We start from the raw sequence: 18,083 nt of genomic DNA, 5'->3' as shown, positions 1-18,083 counted from the left end.
TATCTTATTTCTATTATAACGTTCAAACAAGTGAACCGAAAGATGGTTTCTCATTCCTTTATTGGTTGATGATTCGCCAGCTTCTGCTCCGCCTCGTACATGTTGCTTTTTAATTGAGCTCTCTCTTGGCTCCCATGTTCTTTCACCTGTAACGTTTCCTGTAATGTTTCGGCTAATTGGCGTTGAGCCTTTTTGAACGTATCTATAGGCGTTAATGATGCGTCTTCAAGAAGCTGTCCTTGCTGCTTTGATACCTTTTCATACGTTTGTTGGATTCGCTGCTCAAGGGCTGAATTGGCTCGCTGCTGAATATGAGTTAATGCAATTGACATTTGGTTGATCCATAGAGGAATAGATGCGGAGACGGTTGATTGGATATGATTGGCTAAGGTATGATTTGTATACTGAATCATCCGAATTTGGGCATTACATTGCAGTGCAATTTGCCGGCTTAACAGCAAGTCATACTTCCGTTCTTTCAATCTCTCCATATATTCTTCCTCATTTACTTCCTGACTCATCAATTGCTCCTCTAATGTCCGATCATTAGAATGTTTCGCTTCTGATAGGACCTGCTGCTCTAACTGTGTCAATTTCGCTTCAACTGCTGCAACCTGTAGTGTCATCTCTTGGAAATATGATTGATTTTCTTCAAATAAACGCTCTAATAACTTATGGTCGGAGATTAATACGCCTCTTGCGTAACGGAGCCTTGCTGATAATCTCTCTATTTGAGCTTCTGCTTGTTTAAAACGAGAAATGATCTCCTGAGTAGAACGCTTCCCCCGATGAAACAACCTCAAAAAAGGGCCCTGCTTCTTTGGCAGTAAATCCTCTGGCTCCACTAAATGTAGTTGTTGCAAAAAGGCTTCAAGCACATCTCCTATTTGATCGATATCTTTTTTCTCAACATATTTCATCATGTGTTGTGATTGTTCCAATAATCGTTCCTGCACACGTGTACCATAGAAAAGCAGCTTTTGCGGATTGTCAGGGATCTTTTCAGCCCGCTCTATAGCCTCTTGTTTTTCCTTATCAGATAAGGTATCAAACACCCGAAACTGAAGATCTATAGTAGATGCTGATGGTGGTGTGACTTGATCTTCTGGTTTCATCGAGTCTGACTCCTTTCATCTATTTTTTGATCATTTTATCGGCCACTTCAAGTTCAATGTGAAGGGCTTCTATGTCTCTTCCTAAAACTTGCTGCAAATCATTCGTCAATTGCTTTTGCAGCTCTGTCAGTGTAACTCGAGTTTGGCTCAGTGTCATTTCAAGCTCATGACTGCGATTAGGCTGATTATACAGTAATGCATATTTTTCGATTAGTTCAACGACAGAATCCAAACTTTCGAAATAAAATCGCTGTGCATCATAAAATCGGTTCGGTTCCTTTTTTGTAATCGTATAGATTCGTCGTGCAAGCCGAAGGATTTCATAATTATGTTTGATCGTCTGCATGTTTTTCACAGCAAATAAAGCTTTCTTCAAACGAACCAGCTTTTGCCCTGCTTCTTTGAAGTGCTGTTTAATATATACATAATCACTACGAGACAATCCGTGTTTCTTTAAAAACAACTGGAAAGCAACCCATCTGCTTCCTGCAAACATCGCACCCCACCCAATCATCGCATACAGTATCGATAATCCAACATGATGGTGGAAAACCCCAATACTGACGGTTAAAATCACAATCGAGAAAAGAGTAGAGAAGATGGCCCATATAAATGTGAAAAAGATTGATTTCATGTTCATCGACTCCTATGAATAATCAGGCTCTCTGTTTATCTTATTATTTATTACGGGTGTTGTCCAAACTAAGTTCCAAAAAACAGGTCCAATCCTCGATAGCTCATAAAAAAAGACCATCTAGTGGTCTATGAATACAAAGGCGGCGTATGAAGATTTTTAAGCTTTCTTACATAATCGGCATAGCTAGGATCCGAGGTCGATGTAGAAATTAACTTTCGCTCACAGTCTCGGCACAAAAACTGATGATATAAATATATTCCCTTTGTCTTTTTCTCTTCACAAATCAAACAAATCGCTTCTCGCTCTTTTTTGCTCATTGTGACACCTCCACTCATAGCTTCAGTATGCCCTAGCGCTTTCAATTGTATACAAAATTAAGAATGTTTTAGATGGTAGTTTAGTATATGTATACATCCCAGATCGAGTGTTTGTTCCTTTTCTTAAAAAAACAAAAAAGACCAGTTCCGTCTGGAACTGATCCTTAGAAAAGCTTGGCGGCGTCCTACTCTCACAGGGGGAAACCCCCAACTACCATCGGCGCTGAAGAGCTTAACTTCCGTGTTCGGTATGGGAACGGGTGTGACCTCTTCGCTATCGCCACCAAACCTGATGGAGAGAATGTTCTCTCAAAACTAGATAACAACGTTCATGCTTCACATTAGAATATAGGTTAAGTCCTCGATCTATTAGTATCTGTCAGCTCCACGTGTCACCACGCTTCCACCTCAGACCTATCAACCTGATCATCTTTCAGGGATCTTACTTCCTTGCGGAATGGGAAATCTCATCTTGAGGGGGGCTTCATGCTTAGATGCTTTCAGCACTTATCCCGTCCGCACATAGCTACCCAGCGATGCCCTTGGCAGAACAACTGGTACACCAGCGGTGCGTCCATCCCGGTCCTCTCGTACTAAGGACAGCTCCTCTCAAATTTCCTGCGCCCGCGACGGATAGGGACCGAACTGTCTCACGACGTTCTGAACCCAGCTCGCGTACCGCTTTAATGGGCGAACAGCCCAACCCTTGGGACCGACTACAGCCCCAGGATGCGATGAGCCGACATCGAGGTGCCAAACCTCCCCGTCGATGTGGACTCTTGGGGGAGATAAGCCTGTTATCCCCGGGGTAGCTTTTATCCGTTGAGCGATGGCCCTTCCATGCGGAACCACCGGATCACTAAGCCCGACTTTCGTCCCTGCTCGACTTGTAGGTCTCGCAGTCAAGCTCCCTTGTGCCTTTACACTCTGCGAATGATTTCCAACCATTCTGAGGGAACCTTTGGGCGCCTCCGTTACATTTTAGGAGGCGACCGCCCCAGTCAAACTGCCCACCTGACACTGTCTCCCTGCCCGATAAGGGCAGCGGGTTAGAAGGTCAATACAGCCAGGGTAGTATCCCACCGATGCCTCCACCGAAGCTAGCGCTCCGGTTTCCAAGGCTCCTACCTATCCTGTACAAGCTGTACCAACATTCAATATCAGGCTGCAGTAAAGCTCCACGGGGTCTTTCCGTCCTGTCGCGGGTAACCTGCATCTTCACAGGTACTATAATTTCACCGAGTCTCTCGTTGAGACAGTGCCCAGATCGTTGCGCCTTTCGTGCGGGTCGGAACTTACCCGACAAGGAATTTCGCTACCTTAGGACCGTTATAGTTACGGCCGCCGTTTACTGGGGCTTCAATTCGCACCTTCGCTTACGCTAAGCGCTCCTCTTAACCTTCCAGCACCGGGCAGGCGTCAGCCCCTATACTTCGCCTTACGGCTTCGCAGAGACCTGTGTTTTTGCTAAACAGTCGCCTGGGCCTATTCACTGCGGCTTCTCGGGGCTTTAACACCCTAAGAAGCACCCCTTCTCCCGAAGTTACGGGGTCATTTTGCCGAGTTCCTTAACGAGAGTTCTCTCGATCACCTTAGGATTCTCTCCTCGCCTACCTGTGTCGGTTTGCGGTACGGGCACCTCTCACCTCGCTAGAGGCTTTTCTTGGCAGTGTGGAATCAGGAACTTCGCTACTAAATTTCGCTCGCCATCACAGCTCAGCCTTTACGGGAAACGGATTTGCCTATTTCCCAGCCTAACTGCTTGGACGCGGATATCCAATACCGCGCTTACCCTATCCTCCTGCGTCCCCCCATTGCTCAAATGGTGAGGAGGTGGTACAGGAATATCAACCTGTTGTCCATCGCCTACGCCTTTCGGCCTCGGCTTAGGTCCCGACTAACCCTGAGCGGACGAGCCTTCCTCAGGAAACCTTAGGCATTCGGTGGACGGGATTCTCACCCGTCTTTCGCTACTCATACCGGCATTCTCACTTCTAAGCGCTCCACCAGTCCTTCCGGTCTGGCTTCACAGCCCTTAGAACGCTCTCCTACCACTGTTCGTAAGAACAGTCCGCAGCTTCGGTGATACGTTTAGCCCCGGTACATTTTCGGCGCAGAGTCACTCGACCAGTGAGCTATTACGCACTCTTTAAATGGTGGCTGCTTCTAAGCCAACATCCTGGTTGTCTAAGCAACTCCACATCCTTTTCCACTTAACGTATACTTTGGGACCTTAGCTGGCGGTCTGGGCTGTTTCCCTTTCGACTACGGATCTTATCACTCGCAGTCTGACTCCCAAGGATAAGTCATCGGCATTCGGAGTTTGACTGAATTCGGTAACCCGGTAGGGGCCCCTAGTCCAATCAGTGCTCTACCTCCGAGACTCTTACCTTGAGGCTAGCCCTAAAGCTATTTCGGAGAGAACCAGCTATCTCCAGGTTCGATTGGCATTTCACCCCTACCCACACCTCATCCCCGCACTTTTCAACGTGCGTGGGTTCGGGCCTCCATTCAGTGTTACCTGAACTTCACCCTGGACATGGGTAGATCACCTGGTTTCGGGTCTACGACCACGTACTCATGCGCCCTATTCAGACTCGCTTTCGCTGCGGCTCCGCATCTTCTGCTTAACCTTGCACGGGATCGTAACTCGCCGGTTCATTCTACAAAAGGCACGCCATCACCCGTTAACGGGCTCTGACTACTTGTAGGCACACGGTTTCAGGATCTATTTCACTCCCCTTCCGGGGTGCTTTTCACCTTTCCCTCACGGTACTGGTTCACTATCGGTCACTAGGGAGTATTTAGCCTTGGGAGATGGTCCTCCCGGATTCCGACGGAATTTCACGTGTTCCGCCGTACTCAGGATCCACTCTGGAGGGAATGACATTTCAGTTACAGGGCTGTTACCTTCTCTGGCGGGCCTTTCCAGACCTCTTCGCTTATATCATTCCTTTGTAACTCCGTATAGAGTGTCCTACAACCCCAAGAGGCAAGCCTCTTGGTTTGGGCTGTTCCCGTTTCGCTCGCCGCTACTTAGGGAATCGCATTTGCTTTCTCTTCCTCCGGGTACTTAGATGTTTCAGTTCCCCGGGTATGCCTTCTCATACTCTATGTATTCAAGTATGGATACTACTCCATTACGAGCAGTGGGTTTCCCCATTCGGAAATCTCCGGATCAAAGCTTGCTTACAGCTCCCCGAAGCATATCGGTGTTCGTCCCGTCCTTCATCGGCTCCTAGTGCCAAGGCATCCACCGTGCGCCCTTTCTAACTTAACCATTTCTTACTTTAGAAAGAATCACTATGTGTGATGAACTTTGCATTGCATTCAATGTGAATGTATTACTTATTGTTATCTAGTTTTCAAAGAACACGTTGGTGGAGCCTAGCGGGATCGAACCGCTGACCTCCTGCGTGCAAGGCAGGCGCTCTCCCAGCTGAGCTAAGGCCCCGATTTATAGAAGATGGTGGGCCTGAGTGGACTCGAACCACCGACCTCACGCTTATCAGGCGTGCGCTCTAACCAGCTGAGCTACAGGCCCATCTTTCATATCGAAGATATGATGTTGTAGGATCTTTTCCAAGTTCCTTCAAAACTAAACAAGACGAAAACGCACGCTGCTCCATATATCCTTAGAAAGGAGGTGATCCAGCCGCACCTTCCGATACGGCTACCTTGTTACGACTTCACCCCAATCATCTGCCCCACCTTCGGCGGCTGGCTCCATAAAGGTTACCTCACCGACTTCGGGTGTTGCAAACTCTCGTGGTGTGACGGGCGGTGTGTACAAGGCCCGGGAACGTATTCACCGCGGCATGCTGATCCGCGATTACTAGCGATTCCAGCTTCACGCAGTCGAGTTGCAGACTGCGATCCGAACTGAGAACAGATTTATGGGATTCGCTAAACCTTGCGGTCTCGCAGCCCTTTGTTCTGTCCATTGTAGCACGTGTGTAGCCCAGGTCATAAGGGGCATGATGATTTGACGTCATCCCCACCTTCCTCCGGTTTGTCACCGGCAGTCACCTTAGAGTGCCCAACTAAATGCTGGCAACTAAGATCAAGGGTTGCGCTCGTTGCGGGACTTAACCCAACATCTCACGACACGAGCTGACGACAACCATGCACCACCTGTCACTCTGTCCCCGAAGGGAAAGCCCTATCTCTAGGGTTGTCAGAGGATGTCAAGACCTGGTAAGGTTCTTCGCGTTGCTTCGAATTAAACCACATGCTCCACCGCTTGTGCGGGCCCCCGTCAATTCCTTTGAGTTTCAGTCTTGCGACCGTACTCCCCAGGCGGAGTGCTTAATGCGTTAGCTGCAGCACTAAGGGGCGGAAACCCCCTAACACTTAGCACTCATCGTTTACGGCGTGGACTACCAGGGTATCTAATCCTGTTCGCTCCCCACGCTTTCGCTCCTCAGCGTCAGTTACAGACCAGAGAGTCGCCTTCGCCACTGGTGTTCCTCCACATCTCTACGCATTTCACCGCTACACGTGGAATTCCACTCTCCTCTTCTGCACTCAAGTTTCCCAGTTTCCAATGACCCTCCCCGGTTGAGCCGGGGGCTTTCACATCAGACTTAAGAAACCGCCTGCGAGCCCTTTACGCCCAATAATTCCGGACAACGCTTGCCACCTACGTATTACCGCGGCTGCTGGCACGTAGTTAGCCGTGGCTTTCTGGTTAGGTACCGTCAAGGTGCGAGCAGTTACTCTCGCACTTGTTCTTCCCTAACAACAGAGCTTTACGATCCGAAAACCTTCATCACTCACGCGGCGTTGCTCCGTCAGACTTTCGTCCATTGCGGAAGATTCCCTACTGCTGCCTCCCGTAGGAGTCTGGGCCGTGTCTCAGTCCCAGTGTGGCCGATCACCCTCTCAGGTCGGCTACGCATCGTTGCCTTGGTGAGCCATTACCCCACCAACTAGCTAATGCGCCGCGGGTCCATCTGTAAGTGACAGCCGAAACCGTCTTTCATCCTTGAACCATGCGGTTCAAGGAACTATCCGGTATTAGCTCCGGTTTCCCGGAGTTATCCCAGTCTTACAGGCAGGTTACCCACGTGTTACTCACCCGTCCGCCGCTAACATCCGGGAGCAAGCTCCCTTCTGTCCGCTCGACTTGCATGTATTAGGCACGCCGCCAGCGTTCGTCCTGAGCCAGGATCAAACTCTCCGAAAAAGAACAAAACCGAAGTTTCGTTTTTCATCAGTTTGACTGACTACCTATGATGTATCATAGGATTTTTTTATAAAAACTCGAATTAACAGGTACGTTTTGTCTTGTTTAGTTTTCAAAGAACTTGTTTACCGCTTCAGAAGCGACTAGAACATCTTATCACATCCAAGTTGTTAGTGTCAACAACTTTTTTGTTGTTATGTTTTTTCGTTTCTTCGTCATCAGCGACGTATATTAATTTACCACCATACAGAATCAAAGTCAATATTATTTTTCATTAAATAATAAACTTTTCTATTACGACTAAAGCCGCTACGCCTGGAATGCCCAATAAACCACTAATTCCACTCGTTACAGGGTTAATGGAGACATGAAGCCCTAAACTCTCACCGAACAAATTCAGGCAAAATAAAAAAAGAGCGCCTGCCACAAACTTAACTCCGATAAGTCCTAACCATTTGAATGGATTCGCTTGAACACCTGACATAAACAACAATAATACAGCAAGCAAAATTGAACCAATCACAATAACAGGTTCCATAATCCTCTCATCTCCTCTTCATATGAATAGTACAAGCATATGAGAGGACTATGTAAAATAGACCTGCTACCTCCAGTTGTTTAAACGTATATTCCTCTTTTTCGCTTCTCTCAGATAGAAAAAGTACTTCGCTTGAGCAAGCTTTAATTCGAATAGAATGTCCGGTGAAGGCTCAACGCTATTTGCGACAAGCTTTTTTTGTCTGTTCCATTCTTCCTTTTGCTTAAAAAGCTGTTGAATTAGTTTCTCATCGAATTCTTTTCGAATTGATTTTCTGCGAAGAAAACCCATGTACCGTACTTCTCCTTCCTACATCTCACGTCTGCCTTCTAGAGCCTTAGAAAGTGTGACTTCATCTGCATACTCTAAATCTCCACCTACTGGGAGTCCGTGAGCAATACGAGAGAGTTTAATTCCTGATGGTTTCAACAATCTGGAGATATACATGGCTGTAGCTTCTCCTTCAATGTTTGGGTTGGTTGCAAGAATCACCTCTGTCACTTGATCGTCTTGCAATCTTTTTAATAAATCAGGAATTTTAATATCCTCCGGTCCAATTCCGTCCATTGGCGAAATGGCACCATGAAGCACATGATATAAGCCGTTATATTCTTTCATCTTTTCCATTGCAATCACATCTTTTGGATCTTGTACTACACAGATAACAGATTGATCTCTTCTTGTATCTTCACAAATATAGCAGGGATCCTGATCAGTGATATGGCCGCAAACCGAACAATAAGTTAAATTACGCTTTGCATTTACAAGCGCCTTCGCAAAGTCTAGTACGACATCTTCCTGCATACTAAGAACAAAAAAAGCCAGACGGACCGCAGTTTTCGGTCCGATTCCTGGCAATTTCATAAAGCTATCAATCAGCTTTGATATTGGTTCAGGATATTGCATCTTTAGTTATTCCCCCTAGAATAAACCTGGCATGTTCATTCCTTTTGTGAATTGACCCATTGTTTCATTTGTTAGCTCATCGACTTTTTTCAATGCATCATTTGTCGCTGCAAGTACAAGGTCTTGAAGCATATCGATGTCTTCAGGATCGACAACTTCTTCATTAATTGCTACATCAACGACTTCTTTTTGTCCATTTACTTTGACAGTGACCATACCGCCACCTGCTGTACCTTCAAGAACCTTTTCCGCAAGCTCTTCTTGAGCCTTAGCCATATCCTTTTGCATTTTTTGCATTTGTTTCATCATTTTTTGCATATTTCCCATTCCACCGCGCATATGAACACCACTCTCTTTCTTTTAGTTAATCTTTAATTTCAATCAAATCAGTTCCTACTAACTTCTTTGCTTCCGCAATCAATGGATCCTCTTCAGCAGAAGTTGCCTGACCATCTGCCTGTTCATCCGGCTGATGATCCTTTAAAAATTCTTCTCTTATTTTACCCCATTGAGCGTCAGGAACGCCAACTAATTCCACTCTTTTTCCTAGCATAGACTCTAGCAGGTGCTCGAGGTTGGTTCGAACACCACTTTTATCTTCAGCCACCATCTTACAATGTATTTCGAACTTGAATTTTAAAACAAAGGCGTGAGATGCAGCTGCAACTGGTTCACTATCCGTTAATAGCGCAGCGTGAGACACCTTATTTTGCTGTTTCAACTGGGCAAGGAGCTCTCCCCATTTGCCTTTTAATTTTTCTAACTCCGGCCGCTTCGCTTCTTTTAGAATCTCGTGAATTCGGCCAACAGGTGCACGATAGCCATTTTTGTTGCTTGTTTGTGGTCGAGGTGCTTCCTTTTTTTCTTGAGGACTATGAGACTGAGACATCGGTACACCCTCAGCTCTCAGCCTAGATAGCTCCTGTTCAAGCCTGTCTATTTTATGCGTTAAAGCTGTTAAATCAGAGTGAGCATGAGATTGTGTCATTCCGGCCGTTGACTGACAAAGCTTAACAACAGCTACTTCAAAGAAAATCCTTGGATGATTCGTCCATTTCATTTCTTGGTGGCTTTTATTAAGCACTTCAATCGTCTCATACAGAAACTGAGGCGTCACACGATCAGAGAGCGCCACGAACTTTTCATCGACTTTTACCTTTTCAAGTACTCCTTCAAGATCTGGTGCCGTTTTATAAAGCAACATATCTCTAAAGTAAAAGATCATGTCCTCTATTAATTTAGCCGCATCTTTCCCCTGCTGGAGCAATTCATTTAATGTATCTAACGCTACAGCAATATTTTGATCAAAAATAGCTTCGGCAAGCTGACTAATGAAATGCTGAGATACAGCACCTGTAATGAGCAGCGCATCATCAATTGTCAGTTGTTCACCACTAAATGAGATCGCTTGATCCAACAGGCTTAGTGCATCACGCATACCGCCATCTGCTGCACTAGCAATAATCTCGAGCGAGCCCTCTTGTACATTTAGACTTTCTGCATCTACAATTTTCTCCATTCTTCCAACAATATCTTTTGTCGTGATCCGTTTAAAATCAAATCGCTGACACCGGGATATGATGGTAAGAGGAATCTTATGAGGCTCTGTGGTAGCCAAAATAAAGATACAATGAGCAGGCGGTTCCTCTAGCGTTTTAAGGAGTGCATTAAATGCCCCGATAGAGAGCATATGTACTTCATCTATAATATAAACCTTATATGTAACCGCCGAAGGAGCAAATTTAACTTTATCACGTATATCTCGGATTTCATCTACCCCGTTATTCGAGGCAGCATCTATTTCAATCACGTCTGAAATAGAACCGTTTGTAATCCCTTTACAGACATCACATTCATTACACGGTTCACTAACAGGTGACTTTTCACAGTTCACTGCCTTTGCAAAGATCTTAGCAGCACTTGTTTTACCTGTTCCTCTAGGACCTGAAAATAAGTAAGCATGAGAAAACTTTTTCTGCAAAAGGGCATTTTGCAACGTTTTTGTGATGTGTTCTTGTCCAACAACATCCTCAAAAACTTGAGGCCTGAACACTCGGTATAAAGCTTGATAACTCACAAATACGCCCTCCTCCATTTATCATCATCTTCATTATACATGATGCAACGATCAATTCAAAAGTACACCTTTATTTTCTAATAAGCGAAAATGGCGTTTTCATATGAAGATTTTTTACTTTTCATGAATCAAAAACAAATTTTCTAGCTTTGCAAAATGACCTGCCAGCCCAAACAGAACAACAGTTCCTGTTATAAGTCATTTTAAAAGCAAATCACCTCAAAAAAGCTTTTTAATCATTTGTATCAACCTAGCAACTGAGCTATTCTTTGAACAACAACAAAAAACTCACCTAGATAAACTAGATGAGTTACATTTAATATTGATTTACCGTGCACCTTCTGTCGATTCGCTACCCCAAGCGTTACTTAAACAGTTAGCTCGGCCCAGGCAACCCTGCGGCACATGAGAGGTTTCACTTAATGCTGCTTCCTTCCGGACCTGACATGGTTCATGAATTCCCATTGCGCAGGACCCAGACGTCAACACCACTTATTTAAGGCAGACCTTGAAGTAAACGAACCTTGAGAAGGGATTCGGCCTCGCTAGAGCGGATTGCGAGTACAGGGCACCGCTACCTCCCCGCTTAGCACGGCAAAATGAATATTAAATTGTTAGTGACGCAGAAATAAGTATACCTTCTTACAGTTGAAATTGCAAACGACATCCATTCATTTACTTTTCGCTTGTTTCTTCCGCTGACGGAGATCTCGGAAGAACTGACTTAACAGCTCACCGCACTCATTTTCAAGTACACCACCAATGACTTCAGACTGATGATTGAACCGTTCATCATCCAGTAAATTCATTAAAGTACCTGCACATCCACCTTTAGGGTCATATGCACCAAATACGACCTTTTTCACTCTGGAAAGCACAATAGCACCCGCACACATTGGGCATGGTTCAAGCGTAACATAAAGTACAGCTTCTTCTAAACGCCAGCTTCCAGTCACTTTACACGCTTCATCAATGGCAAGTAATTCTGCATGTGCAATTGAACGCTGCTCACTTTCCCTTAAATTATAAGCGCGGCTCACAATTTGGTCTTCTACAACGATGACAGCACCGATCGGCACTTCTCCTATTTGTTCTGCTTTTAAGGCTTCAAAAATGGCTTCTTGCATAAACTGTTCATCTTTCGTCATAGCACAGCTCTCTTTTCATGTTTTTTAAATGGATATTGAGGTTAACATATTACCACAATCTTTTGAAGGGGGCCTTATTTTGCCAAATCACCAAAAGGCACTGCTTATTATCGACATGATCAATAATTTTGATTTTGAAATGGGACATGTGCTCGCTGAAAAAACAGAGCAAATGACCAATAAAATTTTAGCCCTTAAACAACACGCTTTCAAGGAAAATTGGCCAATCATCTACATCAACGACCACTACGGACTCTGGAAGGCTGACATTCAAGCTGTCATACAAACATGTAAAAACGAAAGAAGCGCCCCTATTTTAGAGCAAATGGCACCATCTAACGATGATTATTTCTTAATTAAACCTAAGCATTCTGCCTTCTATGGAACAGCACTAGAGACACTTCTAAATGAACTAGGTGTTCATGATCTTATTTTAACTGGAATTGCAGGAAACATCTGTGTTCTTTTCACTGCAAATGACGCATACATGCGAGAATACAATCTGATTGTACCTAAAGATTGTATTGCTTCAAACAATGATAGAGATAACGAGTACGCTTTAACGATGATGGAGAACGTTCTTCTTGCTAAAATCACAACTGCTAAAGAGATCACGAATGAAAATCAAACATGATTTATCCATAACCCTCATAAATTGTTAGCAATAACAAAGGGGGCGTTGACTATTCAAATTTATGTTGTCAAAAGAGGAGATACTTTAAGTGAGATTGCCATGCGTTTTAAAACAACAGTCAATGAAATCATCCGCACCAACGACATCGAAACACCAAATCAACTCGTCATCGGACAAACAATTGTCATTCCAATTAGAGGTCAATTTTATGAAGTCAAACAAAATGACACACTTTATCAAATTGGGAGGCAATTTCAAATTTCAGTGGAAGAATTGGCACGTGTGAATAGGATTCGGCCTGAAGCAATACTTCCTATTCGATTCTTGCTCTATATTCCACAAAGACCGAAAAGAAACATAAATTCCAATGCTTATATTGAACCACGTGGAAATCAAGTCAGTGAAAACTTAAAGCAAGCAGCTAGAGAAGCCTCTCCATACTTAACCCATTTAGGCGCCTTTAGTTTTCAAGCACAAAGAGACGGGACACTGCGAGAACCACCGTTAGACCAACTACCTCAGATTGCCGCTCAAAGCAGAACCATATTATCCATGGTGGTCACAAACCTAGAGAATGAAAAATTCAGTGATGAACTTGGACGAATCCTTTTAACAAACCAATCTGTCAAAACCACATTTTTAAATGAAATCGTTCGCGTTGCTCAAAAGTATCAATTAAAAGAAATCCATTTTGATTTTGAATATTTACGCCCTGCTGATAAAGATGCTTATATTCAATTCTTAAGAGAGGCAACAACCCGTTTCCACCAAGAAGGATGGACAATTTCCGTTGCGCTTGCTCCTAAAACAAGTAGTGAACAAAAAGGAAAATGGTATGAAGCTCATGACTATGAAGCCATCGGTAAGATCGTTGATCATGTTGTGTTGATGACCTACGAATGGGGATACAGCGGAGGTCCTGCACAAGCCGTCTCTCCAATTGGTCCTGTCCGCCAAGTCATTGAATATGCACTGACTGTCATGCCGGCCAACAAAATTGTAATGGGGCAGAATTTATACGGCTATGATTGGACGCTTCCTTACGTACAGGGCGGCCCCATTGCCAAAGCCGTCAGTCCTCAACAAGCGATCGCAATTGCTAGAGAGAATGATGTACCCATTCTCTACGATGAAACAGCACAAGCTCCCTATTTTCGTTATACAGATGCTAATAATAAAGAGCATGAGGTATGGTTCGAAGACGCAAGGTCGATTCAAGCCAAATTTAATCTCATCAAAGAGTTAAACTTGAACGGAATTGCTTACTGGAAACTAGGTCTATCCTTCCCACAAAATTGGCTCTTATTATCAGATCAATTTAATATTGAAAAAAGAACGACATCGTAATCCATTCGCTCTATCTCTTAGAAGGGGTATGGTACAATATACATTGGTTTGACAACTTTATAGATAGAGGAGAACGCCTATGTATCCTGCCCCTTTTATTGCAGTGGAAGGCCCAATTGGAGCCGGAAAAACAACTTTGGCTACAATGCTTGCGAAGGAATTTCAATTTCCTTTAGTAAAAGAGATTGTAGAAGAAAATCCATTCTTAGATAAATTTTATGAAGATATGGAACAATGGAGCTTTCAGCTTGAGATGTTCTTTTTATGCAATCGGTTCAAACAGTTAGAATCAATTGAAGAAAACTATGTGAAAAAACAACAACCGATTGTTACAGATTATCATGTCTATAAAAATATGATATTTGCAGAAAGAACATTATCAAAAAAGCACATGGATAAATACAGAAAGATCTATCACTTGCTAACAGATGATCTTCCTAAACCCAATGCCATGATCTATATAAAAGCCAGCCTTCCCACCTTACTTAATAGAATACAGATGAGAGGACGCTCTTTTGAAGAAGACATCGACCCAGCTTATTTAAAAACCTTAATTGAAGATTATGAGCTGGCCATTGAACATTTAAAACAGACTGACCCAGGGCTTCCTATCATTACAATTGAAGGAGATCATACAGACTTCGTTTCCTCACAGCAAGATTACCAGCAAATTGTACAGAACATAAAGGAGCAAGTGCTATGAACAATATCGAAATACCAAAGGACGCAGTCATAACAATCGCCGGGACTGTCGGCGTGGGAAAATCAACCATGACGAAAATAATAGCGGACAAGCTAGGATTTCAAACCTCTCTTGAAAAAGTAGATGACAACCCATACTTAGAGCCTTTCTATTCAGATTTTCAAAGATGGAGCTTTCATTTACAGGTCTATTTCCTGGCTGAGCGTTTTAAGGAGCAAAAGCGAATTTTTGAATCTGGTGGAGGATATGTGCAAGATCGTTCGATCTATGAGGACACTGGCATTTTCGCTAAAATGCATGCGGACAAAGGCACGATGTCCGAGGTAGATTATGAAACGTATTCGAGTCTATTTGAGGCGATGGTGATGACACCTTACTTCCCTCACCCTGACGTCCTTATTTATTTACATGGGGATTTAGATCATATTTTACATCGTATTGAAGAGCGCGGAAGAGAGATGGAAACTCAAACAGATCGAGCATATTGGGAAGAAATGTACGCTCGATATACTGAATGGATCGAACAATTTGATTTATGCCCAGTAATTAAAATTAATATTGAAGATTATGACTTACTTCATGATGAAAGCTCACTTGATCCCATTCTTCACGAAATTGCTTCTGTTATTCACAAAAATCGTTCTAAAACAAAATAAAAATAACCGCTGCATTTCGAATGCAGCGGTTTGACAATTTCCAATTTTTATGCTTGCGTTTCAATTCAACTAAGGTAAAATCAATATGGCGGAGGAAGAGGGATTCGAACCCCCGCGGGCTTTGACACCCCTGTCGGTTTTCAAGACCGATCCCTTCAGCCGGACTTGGGTATTCCTCCGTATCGACAAGAATTAATATATCATATCATTTCATTTGAAGTCAACATCTTTTCACAAAAAAATTTAAACATGTGTTTTGTTATGATGATCTACCTATAAAAAGCAGCCAAAATGACGGCTGCTCTTGATTCTATTTCGTATCCTGTCTAATTTCCTCAATAAACTGATTCATCTCTTCTTTAAACTCATTTAATGATTCGATAATCTTTGTAAAGTCTGTCACTTGTTTGGCTTGTTCGTTTGTTGAGCTGCTAATTTGTGAGATATTTCCAGACAAAGTGCCAATGCTGTCTTGGATTTCTTTTAAGAATGTATTAATGGTTTCAGCCGCTTCCTTCGAACCATCTGACAATTTACGTACCTCATCAGCAACGACAGCAAACCCTTTTCCATTTTCACCTGCTCTTGCCGCTTCAATTGCAGCATTTAGACCAAGCAGGTTTGTTTGTCTAGCGATCCCGCCTATGGTTTTGACGACTTCTTCAATGTTCGCTGACTTCTCTTCCGCTCTTCCTGCCTGGTCGCTTATTTCTAGGCTTGTAGCCGCCAGCTCTTGTGAATGCGCAGCAATTTGCTCAATTCCACCTTGTAGTTCTTTCGCTACTTTATTAATATGCTCCATATAACCGCTTAATTTCTTTTCGCGATGATGTGAAAAGGCCACTAAAAAGGAGCCAATCACTTTTCTATCTTCATCAAAAATTGGGTAACCTTTTACAGCAACTTCATAGCCGTATAAAGACTCTGGTAAATGACCGTCATATTCTTGTCCTCTTAATGTCATCGCCACGTTTTGGTCTTCTGGGTTCAATGCGTCCCCTACTTTAATGCCAAAATCTATTGTGTTAGACGGGTAATAACAAAGCACCTTCTCTGTATCAGTGATGCCGAAAAGGATACTTTCATCTAGAACTTTTCTAAGTAATTGAGCCATTTCAACATAATAGTCAAGCCTATTCAAGGTTATTCCTTCTTTCCTAGAAGCTTTTAGTTTTTTTATCGGCTTATTTTAGAAAAGCTGTAGAACTTTAGGTAAAAAGAATAAGATGCCATAACGGCATCTTATTTCATCACTTCTTTATTTCCCATATAAGGACGCAGCACTTCAGGAATGATCACTGTACCGTCCTCTTGTTGGTAGTTTTCTAAAATGGCTGCCACAGTTCTTCCTACCGCTAAACCAGATCCATTTAATGTATGAACATGCTCCGGCTTTGCTTTAGGCTCCGGGCGGAAACGAATGTTTGCTCGTCTTGCCTGAAACGCTTCGAAGTTACTGCAAGAAGAAATTTCACGATACGTATTTTGGCTCGGAATCCATACTTCGATATCGTATTTCTTCGCAGCTGTGAAACCTAAATCTCCCGTACACATGCTCATGACACGATATGGCAGGTTTAATAGCTGAAGAACTTTTTCTGCTTGATTCGTTAGTTTCTCTAATTCTTCATAAGAATCTTCTGGTCTAACAAATTTCACGAGCTCTACCTTGTTGAATTGATGCTGACGGATGAGCCCGCGTGTATCTCTGCCGGCAGATCCAGCTTCTGATCTAAAGCAAGCACTGAATGCTGCATAATTGATTGGCAGCTGCTCTCCCTCAAGAATTTCGTCACGGTGCATGTTGGTGATTGGCACTTCAGCCGTTGGAATGAGGAAATAATCTTCTTCTCGAATTTTAAAAGCATCCTCTTCAAACTTTGGAAGCTGGCCAGTTCCTGTCATGCTTGCTCTGTTGACCATGTAAGGCGGAAGCACTTCAGTAAAACCAAACTCATCCACATGTAAATCGAGCATGAAGTTATAAAGTGCGCGCTCTAAGCGTGCGCCAAGCCCTTTATAAAAAACAAAACGGCTTCCTGTCACTTTTCCTGCACGTTCAAAATCTAGAATATCTAACACATCCGCTACGTCCCAATGCGGTTTTGGCTCAAATGAGAATGCTGGCTGTTCACCCCATTTTCTCACTTCAATGTTGTCATCTTCTGTTTCACCAACTGGTACAGAGTCATGAGGGATATTCGGAATTGAGAACAGAATGTGTTGCAGGCTTTCTTCTACTGTTCTTAACTCATCATCCAGCTTCTTAATCTCATCTCCGACCTCACGCATTTCTTGAATAATGTGATCGGCGTCTTTCTTTTCTCTTTTTAGAACGGCCACTTGCTGCGATACTTCATTTCTTCGGCTCTTTAATTCTTCTGTTTTACCGATTAATTCTCTTCTTTTTTGATCTAGTTCACCAAACTTATCAAAATCAGCTAAATCTTCGCCTCGGTGTGCTAACTTTTCTTTGATTTGATCAAAGTCCGTGCGCAGTTGTTTAATATCCAGCATGTGTTACACTCCTTTTTTTATCGAAAAATAAAAAGAGCCCTCATCCCATGAAAGGGACGAGAGCTCTCGCGTTGCCACCCTGATTGAAAACATGCAAAATCATGCTTTCCTCTTTCCTCTGTAACGGTATCACCGTAAATGCTTACTTCTCGTGTTTCAGCATTTCGCTCAAGGATGGATTCAGAATGCATCTTTCACCGATTCTCACCAACCATCGGCTCTCTGAGAAAGAGGGGCTTCTTACTATTTCCCGTCAACGCTTTTTCGATCTTTGATTGTGATTTTAATGTACTATAAGTT

14 protein-coding genes, 3 tRNA genes, 3 rRNA genes, 1 other RNA gene, 1 pseudogene and 1 other annotated feature are annotated in these 18,083 nt (G+C 43.4%); of the genes and pseudogenes, 4 read left to right on the top strand and 18 right to left on the bottom strand.

Annotated elements, in window-relative coordinates:
• Positions 1–50: 50 nt before the first annotated feature.
• From ACYH0L_RS00200 to tadA, 15 genes are all read right to left on the bottom strand, one after another.
• Entirely contained in the window at positions 51–1,115 is a 1,065-nt protein-coding gene (locus ACYH0L_RS00200; RefSeq protein WP_327925444.1) for a toxic anion resistance protein, read from the bottom strand.
• A gap of 19 nt (positions 1,116–1,134) precedes the next feature.
• Positions 1,135–1,749 carry a 5-bromo-4-chloroindolyl phosphate hydrolysis family protein gene (locus tag ACYH0L_RS00195; RefSeq protein ID WP_099728344.1) on the bottom strand — a complete coding sequence of 205 codons (615 nt, stop codon included), beginning with the start codon at positions 1,747–1,749 and terminating at the stop codon, positions 1,135–1,137.
• A gap of 128 nt (positions 1,750–1,877) precedes the next feature.
• Positions 1,878–2,069 carry a sigma factor G inhibitor Gin gene (locus tag ACYH0L_RS00190; protein ID WP_017359334.1) on the bottom strand — a complete coding sequence of 64 codons (192 nt, stop codon included), beginning with the start codon at positions 2,067–2,069 and terminating at the stop codon, positions 1,878–1,880.
• Positions 2,070–2,241: 172 nt separating this feature from the next.
• Positions 2,242–2,357, bottom strand: a 5S ribosomal RNA gene (gene rrf, locus ACYH0L_RS00185).
• Positions 2,358–2,418: 61 nt separating this feature from the next.
• Positions 2,419–5,349, bottom strand: a 23S ribosomal RNA gene (locus ACYH0L_RS00180).
• Positions 5,350–5,447: 98 nt separating this feature from the next.
• Positions 5,448–5,523 (bottom strand) — tRNA-Ala (locus ACYH0L_RS00175).
• Between the two features lie 13 nt (positions 5,524–5,536).
• Positions 5,537–5,613, bottom strand: a tRNA-Ile gene (locus ACYH0L_RS00170).
• Positions 5,614–5,708: 95 nt separating this feature from the next.
• A 16S ribosomal RNA gene (locus tag ACYH0L_RS00165) occupies positions 5,709–7,257 on the bottom strand.
• Together the 16S, 23S and 5S rRNA genes with 2 tRNA genes alongside form the textbook arrangement of a ribosomal RNA operon.
• A 274-nt stretch (positions 7,258–7,531) precedes the next feature.
• Complete coding sequence (locus tag ACYH0L_RS00160) at positions 7,532–7,795, bottom strand: pro-sigmaK processing inhibitor BofA family protein (protein ID WP_008342006.1); 264 nt, start codon at positions 7,793–7,795, stop codon at positions 7,532–7,534.
• Between the two features lie 66 nt (positions 7,796–7,861).
• Positions 7,862–8,086 carry a YaaL family protein gene (locus ACYH0L_RS00155; RefSeq protein WP_008360288.1) on the bottom strand — a complete coding sequence of 75 codons (225 nt, stop codon included), beginning with the start codon at positions 8,084–8,086 and terminating at the stop codon, positions 7,862–7,864.
• A gap of 18 nt (positions 8,087–8,104) precedes the next feature.
• Positions 8,105–8,701: a recombination protein RecR gene (gene recR, locus ACYH0L_RS00150; protein WP_003218094.1), complete on the bottom strand. Its 597-nt coding sequence runs from the start codon at positions 8,699–8,701 to the stop codon at positions 8,105–8,107.
• A gap of 15 nt (positions 8,702–8,716) precedes the next feature.
• Complete coding sequence (locus ACYH0L_RS00145) at positions 8,717–9,040, bottom strand: YbaB/EbfC family nucleoid-associated protein (protein ID WP_008342011.1); 324 nt, start codon at positions 9,038–9,040, stop codon at positions 8,717–8,719.
• 25 nt (positions 9,041–9,065) lie between these two features.
• Positions 9,066–10,778, bottom strand: a complete 1,713-nt coding sequence (gene dnaX, locus ACYH0L_RS00140) for a DNA polymerase III subunit gamma/tau (protein ID WP_249705348.1) — start codon at positions 10,776–10,778, stop codon at positions 9,066–9,068.
• A 330-nt stretch (positions 10,779–11,108) separates the two neighbouring features.
• An RNA gene (gene ffs, locus ACYH0L_RS00135) (signal recognition particle sRNA large type) lies at positions 11,109–11,373 on the bottom strand.
• A gap of 76 nt (positions 11,374–11,449) precedes the next feature.
• Positions 11,450–11,926: a tRNA adenosine(34) deaminase TadA gene (tadA, locus tag ACYH0L_RS00130; RefSeq protein WP_482354250.1), complete on the bottom strand. Its 477-nt coding sequence runs from the start codon at positions 11,924–11,926 to the stop codon at positions 11,450–11,452.
• 79 nt (positions 11,927–12,005) lie between these two features.
• On the opposite strand from tadA, the gene ACYH0L_RS00125 reads away from it, so the two are divergent.
• From ACYH0L_RS00125 to ACYH0L_RS00110, 4 genes are all read left to right on the top strand, one after another.
• Positions 12,006–12,560, top strand: a complete 555-nt coding sequence (locus ACYH0L_RS00125) for a cysteine hydrolase family protein (protein WP_099728785.1) — start codon at positions 12,006–12,008, stop codon at positions 12,558–12,560.
• 99 nt (positions 12,561–12,659) lie between these two features.
• Positions 12,660–13,907: a glycoside hydrolase family 18 protein gene (locus ACYH0L_RS00120; protein ID WP_230031767.1), complete on the top strand. Its 1,248-nt coding sequence runs from the start codon at positions 12,660–12,662 to the stop codon at positions 13,905–13,907.
• Between the two features lie 79 nt (positions 13,908–13,986).
• Positions 13,987–14,610 (top strand): deoxynucleoside kinase, encoded by a 624-nt coding sequence (locus ACYH0L_RS00115; RefSeq protein ID WP_230031761.1) that lies wholly within the window; start codon positions 13,987–13,989, stop codon positions 14,608–14,610.
• Positions 14,607–15,266, top strand: coding sequence for a deoxynucleoside kinase (locus ACYH0L_RS00110; protein WP_482354249.1), 660 nt, complete (start codon positions 14,607–14,609; stop codon positions 15,264–15,266). The genes ACYH0L_RS00115 and ACYH0L_RS00110 overlap by 4 nt, the downstream gene beginning before the upstream one ends.
• Positions 15,267–15,352: 86 nt before the next feature.
• On the opposite strand, the gene ACYH0L_RS00105 is transcribed toward ACYH0L_RS00110, so the two are convergent.
• From ACYH0L_RS00105 to serS, 3 genes and pseudogenes are all read right to left on the bottom strand, one after another.
• Positions 15,353–15,445 (bottom strand) — tRNA-Ser (locus ACYH0L_RS00105).
• A gap of 131 nt (positions 15,446–15,576) precedes the next feature.
• Positions 15,577–15,912: pseudogene (locus ACYH0L_RS00100) on the bottom strand (methyl-accepting chemotaxis protein); the annotation flags it as partial.
• 596 nt (positions 15,913–16,508) lie between these two features.
• Entirely contained in the window at positions 16,509–17,783 is a 1,275-nt protein-coding gene (serS, locus tag ACYH0L_RS00095; protein ID WP_230031763.1) for a serine--tRNA ligase, read from the bottom strand.
• Between the two features lie 49 nt (positions 17,784–17,832).
• Positions 17,833–18,049 (bottom strand) — a binding site (T-box leader).
• Between the last annotated feature and the right edge of the window lie 34 nt (positions 18,050–18,083).

The sequence above is a fragment of the Bacillus sp. MC1252 genome (assembly GCF_056838025.1).
The sequence above is the reverse complement of the archived record's forward strand: the minus strand, read 5'-3'. Positions and strand labels throughout refer to the sequence as shown.

What these genes read in the sequence shown, in the direction of transcription:
- ACYH0L_RS00160 (WP_008342006.1), bottom strand. Translation starts at nt 7,795, where the DNA reads ATGGAACCTGTTATTGTGATTGGTTCAATTTTGCTTGCTGTATTATTG.
- recR (WP_003218094.1), bottom strand. Translation starts at nt 8,701, where the DNA reads ATGCAATATCCTGAACCAATATCAAAGCTGATTGATAGCTTTATGAAA.
- tadA (WP_482354250.1), bottom strand. Translation starts at nt 11,926, where the DNA reads ATGACGAAAGATGAACAGTTTATGCAAGAAGCCATTTTTGAAGCCTTA.
- serS (WP_230031763.1), bottom strand. Translation starts at nt 17,783, where the DNA reads ATGCTGGATATTAAACAACTGCGCACGGACTTTGATCAAATCAAAGAA.
- ACYH0L_RS00145 (WP_008342011.1), bottom strand. Translation starts at nt 9,040, where the DNA reads ATGCGCGGTGGAATGGGAAATATGCAAAAAATGATGAAACAAATGCAA.
- ACYH0L_RS00195 (WP_099728344.1), bottom strand. Translation starts at nt 1,749, where the DNA reads ATGAAATCAATCTTTTTCACATTTATATGGGCCATCTTCTCTACTCTT.
- ACYH0L_RS00110 (WP_482354249.1), top strand. Translation starts at nt 14,607, where the DNA reads ATGAACAATATCGAAATACCAAAGGACGCAGTCATAACAATCGCCGGG.
- ACYH0L_RS00190 (WP_017359334.1), bottom strand. Translation starts at nt 2,069, where the DNA reads ATGAGCAAAAAAGAGCGAGAAGCGATTTGTTTGATTTGTGAAGAGAAA.
- ACYH0L_RS00115 (WP_230031761.1), top strand. Translation starts at nt 13,987, where the DNA reads ATGTATCCTGCCCCTTTTATTGCAGTGGAAGGCCCAATTGGAGCCGGA.
- ACYH0L_RS00120 (WP_230031767.1), top strand. Translation starts at nt 12,660, where the DNA reads ATGCGTTTTAAAACAACAGTCAATGAAATCATCCGCACCAACGACATC.
- ACYH0L_RS00200 (WP_327925444.1), bottom strand. Translation starts at nt 1,115, where the DNA reads ATGAAACCAGAAGATCAAGTCACACCACCATCAGCATCTACTATAGAT.
- ACYH0L_RS00155 (WP_008360288.1), bottom strand. Translation starts at nt 8,086, where the DNA reads ATGGGTTTTCTTCGCAGAAAATCAATTCGAAAAGAATTCGATGAGAAA.